General features: G+C 66.6%; 18 protein-coding genes. 7 read left to right on the forward strand and 11 right to left on the reverse strand.

Annotated elements, in window-relative coordinates; translation table 11 throughout:
• Positions 1–78 precede the first annotated feature (78 nt).
• On the reverse strand, positions 79–516 hold the full coding sequence (locus ACFVIV_RS31760) for a DoxX family protein (protein WP_379202720.1): 438 nt from the start codon (positions 514–516) through the stop codon (positions 79–81).
• Between the two features lie 192 nt (positions 517–708).
• Here ACFVIV_RS31760 and ACFVIV_RS31765 point away from each other — a divergent pair, with 192 nt between their 5' ends.
• Positions 709–1,137: a VOC family protein gene (locus tag ACFVIV_RS31765; protein WP_379202722.1), complete on the forward strand. Its 429-nt coding sequence runs from the start codon at positions 709–711 to the stop codon at positions 1,135–1,137.
• Here the strand turns inward: ACFVIV_RS31765 and ACFVIV_RS31770 are convergent.
• Positions 1,049–1,552: a hypothetical protein gene (locus ACFVIV_RS31770; RefSeq protein WP_379202723.1), complete on the reverse strand. Its 504-nt coding sequence runs from the start codon at positions 1,550–1,552 to the stop codon at positions 1,049–1,051. The two genes, ACFVIV_RS31765 and ACFVIV_RS31770, sit on opposite strands and share 89 nt — an antisense overlap.
• 358 nt (positions 1,553–1,910) lie before the next feature.
• On the opposite strand from ACFVIV_RS31770, the gene ACFVIV_RS31775 reads away from it, so the two are divergent.
• Positions 1,911–2,342 carry a GNAT family N-acetyltransferase gene (locus ACFVIV_RS31775; RefSeq protein WP_379202725.1) on the forward strand — a complete coding sequence of 144 codons (432 nt, stop codon included), beginning with the start codon at positions 1,911–1,913 and terminating at the stop codon, positions 2,340–2,342.
• Between the two features lie 72 nt (positions 2,343–2,414).
• Positions 2,415–3,188: an ABC transporter permease gene (locus ACFVIV_RS31780; protein WP_379202727.1), complete on the forward strand. Its 774-nt coding sequence runs from the start codon at positions 2,415–2,417 to the stop codon at positions 3,186–3,188.
• 88 nt (positions 3,189–3,276) lie between these two features.
• On the opposite strand, the gene thpD is transcribed toward ACFVIV_RS31780, so the two are convergent.
• The 6 genes from thpD to ACFVIV_RS31810 all read right to left on the reverse strand — a co-directional run bounded on the left by thpD (position 3,277) and on the right by ACFVIV_RS31810 (position 7,770).
• Positions 3,277–4,158, reverse strand: a complete 882-nt coding sequence (thpD, locus tag ACFVIV_RS31785) for an ectoine hydroxylase (protein WP_379202729.1) — start codon at positions 4,156–4,158, stop codon at positions 3,277–3,279.
• 23 nt (positions 4,159–4,181) lie between these two features.
• Positions 4,182–4,577, reverse strand: a complete 396-nt coding sequence (locus tag ACFVIV_RS31790; RefSeq protein ID WP_379202731.1) for an ectoine synthase — start codon at positions 4,575–4,577, stop codon at positions 4,182–4,184.
• A 1-nt stretch (position 4,578) separates the two neighbouring features.
• Entirely contained in the window at positions 4,579–5,853 is a 1,275-nt protein-coding gene (gene ectB, locus ACFVIV_RS31795) for a diaminobutyrate--2-oxoglutarate transaminase (RefSeq protein WP_379202733.1), read from the reverse strand.
• Complete coding sequence (gene ectA, locus ACFVIV_RS31800) at positions 5,850–6,371, reverse strand: diaminobutyrate acetyltransferase (RefSeq protein ID WP_379202735.1); 522 nt, start codon at positions 6,369–6,371, stop codon at positions 5,850–5,852. The genes ectB and ectA overlap by 4 nt, the downstream gene beginning before the upstream one ends.
• A 98-nt stretch (positions 6,372–6,469) precedes the next feature.
• Positions 6,470–7,240 carry a response regulator transcription factor gene (locus ACFVIV_RS31805; protein WP_379202737.1) on the reverse strand — a complete coding sequence of 257 codons (771 nt, stop codon included), beginning with the start codon at positions 7,238–7,240 and terminating at the stop codon, positions 6,470–6,472.
• Positions 7,241–7,560: 320 nt separating this feature from the next.
• Positions 7,561–7,770, reverse strand: a complete 210-nt coding sequence (locus tag ACFVIV_RS31810) for a hypothetical protein (RefSeq protein WP_379202739.1) — start codon at positions 7,768–7,770, stop codon at positions 7,561–7,563.
• Positions 7,771–8,087: 317 nt separating this feature from the next.
• Between ACFVIV_RS31810 and ACFVIV_RS31815 the strand changes: the two genes are divergently transcribed.
• Together ACFVIV_RS31815 and ACFVIV_RS31820 are read left to right on the forward strand one after the other, a co-directional pair.
• The gene (locus ACFVIV_RS31815) at positions 8,088–8,381 is read left to right on the forward strand and encodes an ArsR/SmtB family transcription factor (protein ID WP_379202741.1); all 294 of its coding nucleotides are present in this window, start codon (positions 8,088–8,090) and stop codon (positions 8,379–8,381) included.
• A 20-nt stretch (positions 8,382–8,401) separates the two neighbouring features.
• The gene (locus ACFVIV_RS31820) at positions 8,402–9,412 is read left to right on the forward strand and encodes an LLM class flavin-dependent oxidoreductase (protein WP_379202743.1); all 1,011 of its coding nucleotides are present in this window, start codon (positions 8,402–8,404) and stop codon (positions 9,410–9,412) included.
• A gap of 25 nt (positions 9,413–9,437) precedes the next feature.
• Here ACFVIV_RS31820 and ACFVIV_RS31825 read toward each other — a convergent pair whose 3' ends face one another.
• Positions 9,438–10,064, reverse strand: a complete 627-nt coding sequence (locus tag ACFVIV_RS31825) for a TetR/AcrR family transcriptional regulator (RefSeq protein ID WP_379202745.1) — start codon at positions 10,062–10,064, stop codon at positions 9,438–9,440.
• Between the two features lie 39 nt (positions 10,065–10,103).
• On the opposite strand from ACFVIV_RS31825, the gene ACFVIV_RS31830 reads away from it, so the two are divergent.
• Positions 10,104–10,811 (forward strand): hypothetical protein, encoded by a 708-nt coding sequence (locus ACFVIV_RS31830; protein WP_379202747.1) that lies wholly within the window; start codon positions 10,104–10,106, stop codon positions 10,809–10,811.
• Here the strand turns inward: ACFVIV_RS31830 and ACFVIV_RS31835 are convergent.
• Positions 10,799–11,329 carry a TerD family protein gene (locus tag ACFVIV_RS31835; protein ID WP_379202749.1) on the reverse strand — a complete coding sequence of 177 codons (531 nt, stop codon included), beginning with the start codon at positions 11,327–11,329 and terminating at the stop codon, positions 10,799–10,801. The genes ACFVIV_RS31830 and ACFVIV_RS31835 overlap by 13 nt on opposite strands.
• Before the next feature lie 278 nt (positions 11,330–11,607).
• On the opposite strand from ACFVIV_RS31835, the gene ald reads away from it, so the two are divergent.
• Positions 11,608–12,714, forward strand: coding sequence for an alanine dehydrogenase (gene ald / locus ACFVIV_RS31840; RefSeq protein ID WP_379202751.1), 1,107 nt, complete (start codon positions 11,608–11,610; stop codon positions 12,712–12,714).
• Between the two features lie 22 nt (positions 12,715–12,736).
• On the opposite strand, the gene ACFVIV_RS31845 is transcribed toward ald, so the two are convergent.
• Positions 12,737–13,252 carry an Lrp/AsnC family transcriptional regulator gene (locus tag ACFVIV_RS31845; RefSeq protein ID WP_379202753.1) on the reverse strand — a complete coding sequence of 172 codons (516 nt, stop codon included), beginning with the start codon at positions 13,250–13,252 and terminating at the stop codon, positions 12,737–12,739.
• Positions 13,253–13,263: the final 11 nt, after the last annotated feature.

Raw genomic sequence — 13,263 nt, forward strand, 5'->3', positions numbered from 1 at the left:
GCCGGGCTATCTACGTGGCAACGCGGACGGGGCTATGGGGGCCGGGCCCCCCGATCGCCGGTCATGCGTATGGAATTGTCACCGTGACAGCGAGTTCCGCAGGTCGGTGATGGTGGCGCGGCGCTCGTAGGCGATCCAGCCGAAGATCGCGGCGAGCACCAGCGGGAAGATCGCCATCGAGGGCTTGTCGGCGATGAAGGCCTGCGTTCCGGCGGCGAGCACGGTGAGCACGGACAGCCCGGCGGCGGCGAGGGCGCTCAGCCGCGGCACCATCAGGCCGATACCTCCGGCGACCTCCACGACTCCGATGAAGATGAGCAGCCCGAGGGGGATGGTCAGGTTCTCGGGGGCGTTGTCCATCAACATGTTCGGGATGACGAGCTTCGGGCCGCCGGAGGCGATGATGAAGAACAGGCCGAGCACGATCTGCAGGGTCCACAGCACGCGGTTGCGGATCTTGCCGGGGCGGTAGGTGATGTCGGTGGAGAAGTTGGCGGTGGGGTTCGCGGTGGTCATTTCTGGTCCTTCTGGTCGGTCGCGCCGGGTTGGTAGCGCGTTCACCAGCTAGGACGGAGGCCCGCTCCAGGATTCATCGCTGTCCGCGAAAGATTTTCGAAACCGCTGATCAACCACCTCTGGATCAGTGCGGACCGATTGCGTGCAGGCCCCCGCGCGCTCGCGGGAGGTGCCTAAGCTCGGAGTGTGCACATGGAACTGGTCACGATCGTGGTGGCGGAGTACGACCCTGCGATCGACTTCTTCGTGAAGGCTCTTGGTTTCGAGTTGGTCGAGGATTCGCCGGCGAGGACCAATGATGGGAGGCCGAAGCGGTGGGTTGTCGTGCGGCCGCCGGGTGGGGGTACGGGGATACTGCTGGCTCGGGCCGAGGGTGGCCGGCAGGTGGGTGCGATCGGTGAGCAGGTGGCGGGGCGGGTTGGGTTCTTTCTTCGTGTTGCGGATTTCGATGGTGCTTATCGTCGGATGGTCGGTGCGGGAGTGGAATTCGTGACCGAGCCTCGGGATGAGGACTACGGGCGGGTTGCGGTGTTCATTGATGTATCGGGTAATCGCTGGGATCTGCTCGGCCCGTCAGGAGGAGGATCGTCAGCAGGGGGAAGATCACCAGCGGGGTCATGAAGACGGGGTTGGGGGGCGTGGAGTGGTAGAAGGCATCAATCGGGATCCATGCGAGCACTGCGGCGAACAGCTGGCCGAGGGTTACCAGCCAAGCTCCCGCCATCACCGGGTAGCGTCCGGATGTCCTGCCTCGCAACAGGTATACCGCGCCGCCGCCCAGTAGAGCGGTGACGAGGAGGAATGCGACGCAGAGCAGCGACATGAGGTTGTCCGCGGTGATCGTCGAATCACCGACCGAGAGGTAGTCGTTGTTCTGCCACTTGCCTTCCTGCGACTGCATCCACATGCCGAAGGCCTGCATGAGCCATGCGAGCGCACCGAGGATCGCGAACCATGCCGCGATCAGATGTCGGGTCTGCCAGTGCTGGGCCCAGCCACGCTTCGCCCGCGCGACGGCGGATTCGCCTCCACTCATCAGGTCCCCCTCGTTCCGAGTTATCGCGTTCGCGCACAAACGTTATCGGCTCGATGTGGATGGGATTTGGGTTGCGTGTGGAGATTCTGTGATGAGCGATCGCGCGTTCGCCTACCGGTGAAACTCGCTCCCCTGCGCGTGAGCTCGGTCTTCGACGTGAGCAGTGGCATCGCCCAGTCGACGGCGACCGGCAATGGATGCGACATTGGGAGATCCCAGACAGCGTGATGAAAGCGGTTCAATCCCACGCTAGATACGCATTTGTAGCTACCCGAGCATAGCTTCGGTACGAGGCGACGACGCCGAGCACGGCCCGGGCCCTGGACTCGTTTCATGCTGACGCAGTTAGCATCTGGCGATGACCCCGCACGATGAAGACGGATACACCATCGATGTCGACCCCGATCGGATCGATGTGGATCGAGTCCATCACTGGCTTTCGACCGATGCGTACTGGGCGCTGGGACGCGAGCGCGAGATCGTCGAGCGAGCCATCCGCGGGTCACTGAACTTCGGCGTGTACGACGCCAACGGCGAGCAAGTCGCCTACGCCCGCGTCATCACCGACTCGGTGACCTTCGCCTGGCTCTGCGATGTCTATGTCGATCGCCGGCATCGCGGCGTAGGCATCGGCCGCCGGCTCGTCGCCGCGGTACGCGACCATCTCGCGTCCTACAAGATCAGGCGGATAGTGCTGGCGACATACGATGCCCACAGCTTGTACGCCGAGGCCGGTTTCGCCCCTCTCGCCGATCCACAGAATTGGATGGCGCTCATCGGCGAGGGATAAGGCGGTCCCCCAGCGAACAACCCGCCGTGTGCACAGGAAATCTCGCGCATCGTATGGTCCGGGCAGAGCGGGATGGTCCGAGCCTCGGAGGTGGGTGTGAACGCGGTGGCGACGCCGAGTGTCGGGTTGGCGGCGTTGTGTGTGGTGTTGGTGGCGGGGACGGTGGTGGTTTATCGAGTGGCCGGGTTGGGGGCGGTGGGGGTTGCGCCGGGGGCGGCGGTGCGGGCGGTGGGGCAGTTGACGGTGGTGGCGTTGGTGTTGGCGGTGGCGCTGTCGCGGTTGTGGTCGTCGGTAGTGGTGCTGGGGGTTATGTTCGGGGCGGCGGTGGTTACGGCGGCGCGGCGGAGTGGGGCCGGGCGGGCTGGGGCTTGGGTGGCGGTGTCGATCGGGGTGGGGGCCGTGGCGACGTTGACGCCGATTCTGGTGAGCGGGGTTGTGCCGTTGACCGGTGTGGCGGTGGTGCCCATTGGCGGGATTGTGCTGGGGGGCACCATGACTGCGACGTCGCTGGCGGCGAGGCGGGCGTTGGATGCGTTGCGGGATCGCCATGGGGAGGTGGAGGCGGCGCTCAGTTTGGGGTTCACCGACCGGGATGCGCGCCTGGAGATCATTCGGACGACTGCCGGGGATGCCCTGCTGCCCGGCGTCGATCAGACTCGGACCGTTGGATTGGTCACGCTGCCGGGAGCTTTCGTCGGGGTGCTGATGGCGAGCGGGTCCGCTGCACAGGCGGCGGCCGTGCAGGTGCTGGTTCTGCTGGGACTGCTGCTCGCGCAGTCGTGCGCGGTCGCGACGACAATAGAACTCGTTGCGCGCGGCCGTATTTCGCGTAAGGCGGTCCGGTAGCCGAGAGCGGTGAGCAGGTCCTCGCGGGAGGGACGGTGCGAGGACCTGCTCGGGTGCGGTGCGCTCGGATTGGAGGGAGCGGCCGCGGTCAGAGGGGTGTGAAGTCTCTGCTCGCGATATAGGTCGGGCGAGGCGAGGCCGCCGCATACGGATCGACGAGAGTGTTCTCCACGCTGTTGAACACAAGGAAGATATTCGAGCGGGGATACGGCGTGATGTTGTTCGACGAGCCGTGCATGATATTCGAGTCGAACAGCAGGGCCGAGCCCGCCGGACCGGTGAACTGGGTGATGCCGTACTTGCCGGCCAGGTCGGCGATGTCGGCGGGCGACGGGACGCCGATCTGCTGCTCTCGCAACGAATTCTGGTAGTTGTCGGCCGGCGTCTCGCCTTGGCACGGGACGAAGGTGCGGTGCGAGCCGGGCATGACCATGAGGCTGCCGTTGTACGGGTAGTTGTCCGTCAGGGCGATGGACAGGCTCACCGCACGGGGCGCGGGCATGCCGTCTTCGGCATGCCAGGTTTCGAAGTCCGAGTGCCAGTAGAAGCCGGTTCCCTTCATGCCGGGCATGTAGTTGATCCGGGTCTGGTGCAGGTAGACCTCCGAGCCCAGGATCTGGCGGGCCAGGCCGGCGACGCGGCTCTCGCGTACCAGATCCGCGATCATCGGGCTCAGCTTGTGCACCTCGAAGATGGAACGGACCGTGTTGGAGGACTTTTCGATGATCACCCGGTCATCGAGCCGCAGCTCGGGCTCCCGGGTGAGGCGATCGATGGCGATGGCGAAATCGGTCACCTCGTCGGGATCGAGCAGCCGGTTCACGACCGCGAAGCCGTCGGCGTCGAAATTCGACAGGGCGGGGGTGCCGATCTCACCCCACACGGTGCGGTCGGTCCGCTCGACATGCGGGAGCGGTTCGGCGGTGCGGGTGGGGTAACGATCGATGCGGGTGGTGTCGGGCAACGACATTCGTTGGGGACTCCTGTGATTCGTTACTGGGCGGGGACCGCTACGAGCGGGTAGACGCCGTTCTCGTCGTGGACTTCCTGGCCGGTGACCGGCGGATTGAACACGCACAGCATGCGCATGCGCGTCCGCACGTCGAGCCGGTGCCGTTCGTGGCCGTTGAGCAGGTACATCGAGCCGGGGCCGAGCTCATAGGTGACGCCGTTGTCCAGGTCGGTGAGCGTGCCCTCGCCTTCGATGAGCCACACGGCTTCCACATGATGCTGGTAGTGGAATTCGTGCACGCTCTCGGCGTCGATGGTGGTCTCGTGGAAGGAGAATCCGACCCCGTCGCCGCCGAGGATGATGCGCTTGCTGCGCCAGCCCACGCCGGCCACATCGCGGTCGGTGCCGGTGATTTCCGCGGTGGTGCGCACGATCATGTCAGTGCCCCCGCCCGCCGCACACCACATCCACGGACGCGGCCAGGATTTCGAGGCCGTGATCGAGCTCGGCATCGGTAATGGTCAGCGGCGGAAGCAGTTTCACCACTTCGTCCTCGGATCCGGAGGTCTCCACCAGCAGCCCGTTCTCGAAGGCGACCTGCGACACCTTGCCCGCACGGGAGGCGTCGTCGAATGCGATGCCGTGCACCAGGCCGCGCCCGCGCACCGACAGGCCGTCGAAGGCGGCGACCACACCGCTCAGCGCCCGGTGCACCCGCTCCCCCTTGGCCAGGGTCGCCGACTCCAGGGCGTCATTGCCCCAGTAGTGCTCCAGCGCAACGCGCGCGGTGACGAAGGCCGGGTTGTTCCCGCGGAAGGTGCCATTGTGCTCGCCCGGCTTCCACTGATCCAGCTCCGGCTTGAACAGCACCAGCGCCATCGGAAGCCCGTAACCGCCAATGGATTTCGACAGCGTGACGATATCGGGCGTGATCCCCGCGGTCTCGAAGGAGAAGAACGGCCCGGTGCGCCCGCAGCCCATCTGCACATCGTCGACGATGAGCAGGATCTCCCGCGCCGCGCACAGATCGGCCAGTCCGCGTAGCCATTCGGCCCGCGCGACATTCACGCCGCCCTCACCCTGCACGGTCTCCACGATGACCGCCGCGGGCTTGTCCAGCCCCGAGGAGCGATCGTCGAGCGCCCGAGCCATCCACTGGAACGGATCGGTGTCCATATCCGACAGGTAACCGTCATAGGGCAGCGAGGTGGCGTGCTGCAACGGCACACCCGCTCCGGCCCGCTTGGCGGCATTGCCGGTGACCGCCAGCGCGCCCAGCGTCATCCCGTGGAAAGCATTGGTGAAGTTCAGGATCTCGGTGCGCCCGGTCACCTTGCGGGCCAGCTTGAGCGCCGCCTCCACCGCATTCGCGCCGGTCGGCCCGGGGAACTGCACCTTGTAGTCCAGCCCGCGCGGCTCCAGCACCACGCTCTGCACGGTCTCGAGCAGCCGCCGCTTGGCGACGGTCGACATGTCCAGCGCGTGGGTGATGCCGTCGCCGGCGATGTACTCCAGCAGCGCGTCCTTGAGCACCGGATTGTTGTGCCCGTAGTTCAGCGCACCGGCGCCGGCGAAGAAGTCCAGGTAGTCCCGGCCGTTCTCATCGTGGATCCAGGCGCCGGAGGCGGTGTCGAACACGGTCGGCCAGGAGCGGCAGTAGCCGCGCACATTCGACTCGAGGGCGTCGAAAATCGTCATCTCGGTGGTGGTCATCGGCGAGTCTCCTGATCATTTGCCGGCGCTATGCGGTACAGCAGCTCGGCTTCGTGGCTGTCGGGGAAGTGGCCGGGGGTGAAGAGCGGGGTTCTGGTCATGGACGACCGGCGGCGGCGCGCCAGCGCGCCGAACATGGCGATGGAGGCGGTGTTGTCCGGCGAGATGGTGGTCTCCAGCAGGGAAACACCTTGATCGGCAAGGCTTTCCAGCAGCACGTCGAGCATCGCCACGCCGACGCCGCGACCGCGGAAGGCGTGATCGACGGCGACCTGCCAGACGAACAGCGTGTCCGGCTGCTGCGGGCGTACGTATCCGATGACGAATCCGGCGACCTCACCGCCGATTTCGGCGACGACGGAGGTGGTCGCGAAGTCGCGGCACCAAAGGAGATACGCGTAGCTCGAATTCGCGTCCAGGACCCGGGAGTCCTTGGCGATGCGCCACATCCGGCCGCCGTCGTCCAGTAACGGATTGCGTACGAGGATCGATGGTTTCACAGACGATGCCGGTGGCATCGTGGATCGCACGGGCTTGGTCAGAAGGGTTTGCTGAGTTTTAGCGTGAGAGTTCCTGAATTGTGTCTGCATGACCGCTTCAGACTTTCAAAGGAACTTTACGAACTCCCGTGCGAGATCTTTGCGATCTCATGACGATCGCTCTGCACATCGAACCGATAACCCAGTCCGCGCACGGTGACGACCAGGCGCGGAGCCCCGGGATCGCGCTCGATCTTGGTCCGCAGCCGTCGCACATGCACGTCTACAATGCGTTCGTCGCCGAAAAACTCTCCGTCCCAGACTCGTTCGAGCAGCACGCCACGACTGAGCACACGCCCGGCATTGGTGGCGAGCTCGCACAGCAGCCGGAATTCGGTGACGGTGAGATGCAGCGGCTCCTCACCCCGGCGTACCAGGCCGCCGTCGGGCGAGAGCACCAGCGGATGATCCGAATGGTCTTCCAGCACAATCTCTGTCAGCGGTTCGGGTAGGTCGTCGGCGCCATTGTCGCGCTCGGCCAACCGGGCTCGCCGCCGCAGGGCGCGCATGCGGGCCGAAATCTCCTTGATGACGAACGGTTTGCTCACGAAGTCGTCCGCGCCCGCTTCCAGCGCGGCCACCACATCGTGGGTGTCGTCGCGCGCGCTGATGACGATGATCGGCACATCCGAATCGCGCCGCACCTCCCGGATGCAGGTGAATCCGTCCATATCGCCGAGCATGAGATTGACGATCATGACATCGGGTTCACCGTGATTGCGGAGATGCTCGAGCGCCGCGTCCACCTCCCAGGCTTCGGCGACCTCGTAGCCCTCGTCCTCCATGGCGACCCGTAATGCCCCGCGGACCCGGTCGTCGTCCTCCACGATCATCAGGTTCGCACCCATAACCCATCCTCTTCGACAGCCGGACACGTTCGCGCCCTCGGCGAGCGACATCGGTTGCACGCCGCACACGAAGATAGCGAGTACCCGTTCAGCTAACCGTCAAACCGGACAGTGGCCCTCCGCATAGTGCCGAGAGCCGCCGAAACGTGCTCCAGCTGCTGTTATGCCCGATAGCTACCCGGCGTTTCTTGACGGCTTCCTTACGACGGGATTGCGAACATGTTCCCGTCGACCTGCCGGATGGCTCATCCGGGCCAGCGCTGCACATCGATGACAATCCAGCAATTCCCCAGCGTCGACCCCTCGTGACGCCGCCGGAGTCACTCCGAATCGGGCCGCCGATGCCTGCCGCCCGCGCCGTCGGCGGGATGCGCAGGCGCGGGCGGCAATTCGAGCGTCGGATGCTCGGGACCCGGATCGCCGCGCCGCGGATCACCTGCCGCGCGGCGTAGTTCCGCGATGAAGGCCTCCACCGACCCGTAACGCGGCAGCACTTCGGCCAGTAGGCGCTGCGCGCTCGTCGCCATCATCCGCACTCACCTCACGTCGAGTGTTCCCGGCGTGAAGGTCTCACCCCGCGATAAGACAGCCACCGGGAGCGCAGGGCGAGACCTTCACCCCTCGATCGGTACCGGCAGCACACCATCTGTCCGGACCGCCGCCCACAGTAACCGCGCGCGTCCGACATTCAGCGCCTGATGAGATGACGAATCGTGCCAACCTTCTGACATACAGCGAACCGGTCGCAACTTTTCGGGTCGATGGTCCGGGGTGACCGTTGTCACGATGCCGAACGCCCGCATTCGGACTAATTTCGGTAATTAGCGAAATAACGAAGGATGGTGGCGTGCTCGACGAGTGCAAGGCACTGGCGAACGAGACCCGGTTGCGAATCCTGGAGTGGCTCAAGCAGCCGCAGACGCACTTCCCCGGACGTGCGGCGGATACGACCGAGCTGGGCGTGTGCGCGGGCCTCATCCAGCAGAAGGCGGGCGCGTCCGCCTCCACCATCTCGGCCCACCTGGCGATCCTGCAGCGCGCCGGATTCCTCACCGCGACGCGGCGCGGCCAATGGATGTACTACCGCCGCGACGAGGCCCGCATCCGCGAGTTCACCGCACTCCTGCACAGCCGGCTCTGATATCGAAAGGCAGTCCTCCCATGCCCCTGGCGCTGTCCATCCTCGACCTGGCGACCATCGCGCCCGGCCAGAGTGCGCGCGAAAGTTTCGGCAACAGCGTGATATTGGCGCAGGCCGCCGAGCGCAGCGGCTACCGCCGCGTCTGGTACGCCGAACACCACAACATGCGCTCCATCGCCTCCAGCGCCACCAGCGTGCTCATCGCCCATATCGCCAACCACACCAGCACGATTCGGCTCGGCGCGGGCGGCATCATGCTGCCCAATCATTCCCCGCTGGTGATCGCCGAGCAGTTCGGCACGCTGGAAACCCTGCATCCGGGCCGCATCGACCTCGGCCTGGGCCGCGCGCCCGGCAGCGATCAGAAGACCATGTACGCCCTGCGCCGCGATCCGGCCTCGGCCGATTCCTTCCCTCAGGACGTGCTCGAACTCCAGGGTTTCCTCAACGGGAATACCCGCGTGCCCGGCGTCGACGCCGTCCCGCGCGCGGAAAACGGTGTCCCCCTCTACATCCTGGGATCCTCGCTGTTCGGCGCCCAGCTCGCCGCGCACCTGGGGCTCCCCTACGCCTTCGCCTCCCACTTCGCCCCCGACGCCCTGCATCGGGCCGTGGACGTCTACCGCGAAACCTTCCAGCCCTCCGAACAATTGGCCGAGCCCTACGTGATGGCCGGCATCAATGTCTTCGCCGCCGAGGACCGCGACGCGGCCGAGGCCCAGAAGACCATCGCCTACCGCTCGCGCGCCCGCGCCATGATCGCTCGCGGCCCCTCCACCCCGAACTACACCGACGCCGAGATCGACGCATTCCTGGCCTCCCCCAATGGAAGTCACCTCATGGCCATGACCAAGTACACCGCCGTGGGCACTCCCGCCGAGGTCGACGCCTACCTCGCCGATTTCGCCGCCTCCATCCGGGCCGACGAGCTCATCACCGCCCACTACGCCACCGAGATCGACGACCGCATCCGCTCGGTCGAGCTCACCGGCCGCACCCTCGGCGCCACCCACGAGCCGGTCGCCGGCTGACCGCACGCCGCGAGCTGCCGGCCGCTCAGGCCAGCAGCTCGCGAACCAGCACGCCGCACCACCACTGCTCGACCCGATCCGCGGACCAGCCGCGCTCGACGGTCAGCGTCAGATACACATCGATATTGCACAGCGCGGCATAGATGTCGACCGCCGACGGCACATCCAGCCCCTCGCGCAGCGTGCCCTCCGGCCAGGACGAGAACACCTGCACGCGGGTCCGATCACCGGCGGCCCGGCCATCCCGATAGGCCTGCGCCAGTTCGGGTTCGGTACGCCCCGCCTCCCGCACCAGCACGATCACATCCCCGGCCCGCTCGAACAGCCGCCGGTCGTATCCCGCGATCGCGCCCAATTGCCGCGCCGGATCACCCGCATCCGCCTCGAGCCCGGCGATCATCCGGGCCGCATCCGCCGACAGATCGGCCGCATCCACCAGCGCCTTGGTCAACCCCGACTTGTTCCCGTAGGCCGCGTACACGGTGGGCGCCGAAACCCCGGCCTCCCGCGCCACATCACGCACGGTCGTGGCCGCCCACCCATTGGCCACGAACAGCTTGCGCGCCGCCTCGGCGATCTCCGCACTCGTCTGCCTCGCCTGCGCCGCCCGGCGCAACGAGTCGTACCGGCGCCGCTCCGGCTCCGAATCCATCTCTTCCCCATTTCGTTTTTCGGTGCTTAGATTGAATAGATGATACAGAAAGTCGCGAGCAGGGACGCCCTCTCTCACACCCGGATAGGCGGCGCGTCCGCCATCGGCTTCGCGCTCGTCATCCTCGGCGTCAACCTGGCCCTGCTACCCATCCGTCCACCCACAACCGGCGCTGCCATCGACCAGGTCGCTGCGTTCTACACCGATCACGGCGACTCCGCCGGCGCGATCATGGCCGTCATTCCCCTCGGCTGGGTCCTGTCCACCGTCTTCGCCGCCAGCGGCGTCGCGGCACTCTGGTCCACCGAACGCCGCGCCGTATCCGCCTGGGCCCTGGTAGGTTTCGCCGGAGTACTGCTCCAGAACGGGGCCTTCGCCATGGTGGTGGCACTCCGCTTCGCCCTCGCCGCAACCCCCGACCACTCCACCCCCGCCATCGCCGGCCTGTGGACCCTCCACGATGCGATCTTCCTGCTGAACGGCACATTCCTGGCGCTGGCCCTCCTCGGCTTCTCCCTGGCCGGACGCCACGCCGATCTGCTCCGCCCCTGGCACTACACCCTCGGATTGGTCGCCGCCGCAGGCCAATTCCTCTCCGCCCTCCTGACCCCGGCCATGCTCGACCAGGGCGGCCCCCTCACCCTGATCGGCCTCGTCACCTGGCTGATGTGGGTCCTCTGGCTGATCGCCTACGGCCTCGCCCTGTTCCGCCTGCCCACCGCCGCCGGCCAGGCTCAGACCAGGTAGTACACCAGCTGCGGAGCGGCTTCGACCGGGTGCTGGGCGTCGATGCCCTGGTTGATGGGGCGGAATTGCCAACCGCTCACACGGTCGAGGGCGCCGAGCACCAGGCCGCTGTTCGGGAGGCCGCTGAGTTGGCTGCGGGCGATCTCGGTGTTCGAGGTCTGGTCCACGACGCGGCAGTAGGCGTTCGCGATCTCGGCGAAAGATTGGCCGGTGTAGCAGGTGACGAGGAAGAGGACGGTGGTGACCGAGGAGGACAGGCGGGTGAGGTCGACGGAGATGACCTCGTTGTCGCCGCGGCCCTCGCCGGTGATGCTGTCGCCGTGATGACGGACCGCGCCGTCGGCCGAGTTGAGTTGTTCGTGGTAGACGACATCGACGAGGCGGTCGGCGCTGAAGAGGAAGGCGGCGATATTGAGGTCGATATCGGGCGCGTGCCCCAGGGAGGGGTCCCAGCCGAGGCCAACCGTGATGTATTCGGGGCTCGCGCCGCGATCGTCGCGGAACGCGTTGGACACCACGTGATTTCCTTCCGCCAGAGCTGTACCCGTAAAGATGCCGTATGGATCGGGCCGGCGCAAACCGCCTCGCGGGCGGACCGGCAGGTTTGTGCGATTGGCCGAAGATGCTTCGGATGATCTGCCCGGATCGGACACGGATCCGTTGGATCGAATAGTGAACCAGTGGTTCAAAGAATATTCTTCAGCGCTATGGCGATCTACCCGCATAATCTTCATACTTCACACCATCACCCGGCATGACCTGCCGGTTCAGTCGAGATGACTCCGAGGAGTGTGAAATGAAGGTCGGAATCCCCCGCGAGGTCAAAAACCACGAGTACCGGGTTGCCTGCACCCCCGCCGGTGTGCGCGAACTGGTCTCGCGCGGGCACGAGGTGTACATCGAAACCGGCGCGGGCGCCGGGTCCACCTTCGAGGACGACGCCTACCGCTACGCCGGGGCGCGGGTGCTGGACACCGCCGATGAGGTGTGGGGCATCGCGGATCTGGTGCTCAAGGTGAAAGAGCCGGTGGCCGAGGAGTATTCGCGCATGCGCGCGGGCCAGACACTGTTCACCTATCTGCATCTGGCCGCGTCCAAGGAATGCACCGACGCGCTGCTGGCCGCCGGCATCACCTCCATCGCCTACGAGACGGTCACCGGCCGCGACGGCTCGCTGCCGCTGCTGGCGCCGATGAGCGAGGTCGCCGGACGGCTTGCGCCGCAGGCCGGTTCGTACCATCTGATGCGCAGCGGCGGCGGCCGCGGCGTGCTCATGGGCGGCGTGCCGGGCGTGCGGCCGGCGAATGTGGTCGTGATCGGCGCGGGCGTGTCCGGCCGCAATGCCATTGCCGTGGCGCACGGTATGCACGCCGCGGTCACGGTGCTGGATCTGAATATCGCCCGTCTGCGCGAGATCGACGATCTGTACCACGGCCAGGTGCGCACCGTCATGTCCAACCGCCACGAGGTGGAGACCCTGGTCCGCGAGGCCGATCTGGTCATCGGCGCGGTGCTGGTGCCGGGCGCCAAGGCCCCCACCCTGGTGTCGAACGAGCTGGTGGCGCAGATGAAGCCGGGTTCGGTGCTGGTGGACATCGCCATCGATCAGGGCGGCTGCTTCGCCGATTCGCGCCCGACCACGCACGAGAACCCGACCTACCGGGTGCACGATTCGATCTTCTACTGCGTGGCGAACATGCCCGGCGCGGTGCCGCACACCTCGACCGTGGCGCTCACCAATGCCACCCTCCCCTACGCCATCGCCCTGGCCGAGCAGGGCTGGCAGCGCGCCACGGCCGCCGATGCGGGCCTGGCCGCGGGCCTGAGCACCCATGACGGCGTGCTGCTGTCCGAATCCGTCGCCGCCGCACACGGTTACACCGCGCAGAGCCTGGTGGCCTGAGCATTCGATCCGGCGGGCGCGGTCAGGACAGTGACTGCCGCCCGCCGGGTCGCACGTGCTCGAAGATGAGAATGGTCTCCGTCGAGGCCACCGCCGGGTGCGCGCTGAGGTGCTCCAGCACGAAGCCGCGCAGCTGCGTGGAGTCGGCCGTGGCCACGTGGATGAGGTAATCATCCGCTCCCGCAATGAAATACACGTTCTCGACCTCGGGCAGCGCCGCCATCTGCTCGCCGAAGGCGGCCAGATTGTGGCGCGCCTCGGCGGTCACGCGCACCGCGATCATGGCCTGCAGCGCACGGCCCAGCGCGGCCGGGTCGATATCGGCGTGGAACCCGCGGATCACGCCGCGCTCGATGAGGCCGCGCACCCGCCCCAGGCAGGTGGACGGCGCGATGCCCGCGACGGCCGCGAGCGCATTGTTGGTGATGCGCCCGTCGCGCGAGAGTTCGGCCACCAGCACCCGGTCGATGTCATCGATCGGGGCCGGTGGCCGCGGGGGTTCCGTCGGCCGCCCGGGCGTCGAAGGTGATTTCCTCACCCTGGAACTGT

Origin of the sequence: Nocardia sp. NPDC127526 (assembly GCF_042672265.1) — a bacterium.
In the GTDB taxonomy this organism is placed as follows: Bacteria; Actinomycetota; Actinomycetes; order Mycobacteriales; family Mycobacteriaceae; genus Nocardia.

Excerpts from the sequence above, each read along its gene's own strand:
- ACFVIV_RS31760 (WP_379202720.1), bottom strand. The coding sequence starts at position 516 with ATGACCACCGCGAACCCCACCGCCAACTTCTCCACCGACATCACCTAC.
- ACFVIV_RS31765 (WP_379202722.1), top strand. The coding sequence starts at position 709 with ATGGAACTGGTCACGATCGTGGTGGCGGAGTACGACCCTGCGATCGAC.
- ACFVIV_RS31770 (WP_379202723.1), bottom strand. The coding sequence starts at position 1,552 with ATGAGTGGAGGCGAATCCGCCGTCGCGCGGGCGAAGCGTGGCTGGGCC.
- ACFVIV_RS31775 (WP_379202725.1), top strand. The coding sequence starts at position 1,911 with ATGACCCCGCACGATGAAGACGGATACACCATCGATGTCGACCCCGAT.
- ACFVIV_RS31780 (WP_379202727.1), top strand. The coding sequence starts at position 2,415 with ATGGTCCGAGCCTCGGAGGTGGGTGTGAACGCGGTGGCGACGCCGAGT.
- thpD (WP_379202729.1), bottom strand. The coding sequence starts at position 4,158 with ATGTCGTTGCCCGACACCACCCGCATCGATCGTTACCCCACCCGCACC.
- ACFVIV_RS31790 (WP_379202731.1), bottom strand. The coding sequence starts at position 4,577 with ATGATCGTGCGCACCACCGCGGAAATCACCGGCACCGACCGCGATGTG.
- ectB (WP_379202733.1), bottom strand. The coding sequence starts at position 5,853 with ATGACCACCACCGAGATGACGATTTTCGACGCCCTCGAGTCGAATGTG.
- ectA (WP_379202735.1), bottom strand. The coding sequence starts at position 6,371 with ATGCCACCGGCATCGTCTGTGAAACCATCGATCCTCGTACGCAATCCG.
- ACFVIV_RS31805 (WP_379202737.1), bottom strand. The coding sequence starts at position 7,240 with ATGGGTGCGAACCTGATGATCGTGGAGGACGACGACCGGGTCCGCGGG.
- ACFVIV_RS31810 (WP_379202739.1), bottom strand. The coding sequence starts at position 7,770 with ATGATGGCGACGAGCGCGCAGCGCCTACTGGCCGAAGTGCTGCCGCGT.
- ACFVIV_RS31820 (WP_379202743.1), top strand. The coding sequence starts at position 8,402 with ATGCCCCTGGCGCTGTCCATCCTCGACCTGGCGACCATCGCGCCCGGC.
- ACFVIV_RS31825 (WP_379202745.1), bottom strand. The coding sequence starts at position 10,064 with ATGGATTCGGAGCCGGAGCGGCGCCGGTACGACTCGTTGCGCCGGGCG.
- ACFVIV_RS31830 (WP_379202747.1), top strand. The coding sequence starts at position 10,104 with ATGATACAGAAAGTCGCGAGCAGGGACGCCCTCTCTCACACCCGGATA.
- ald (WP_379202751.1), top strand. The coding sequence starts at position 11,608 with ATGAAGGTCGGAATCCCCCGCGAGGTCAAAAACCACGAGTACCGGGTT.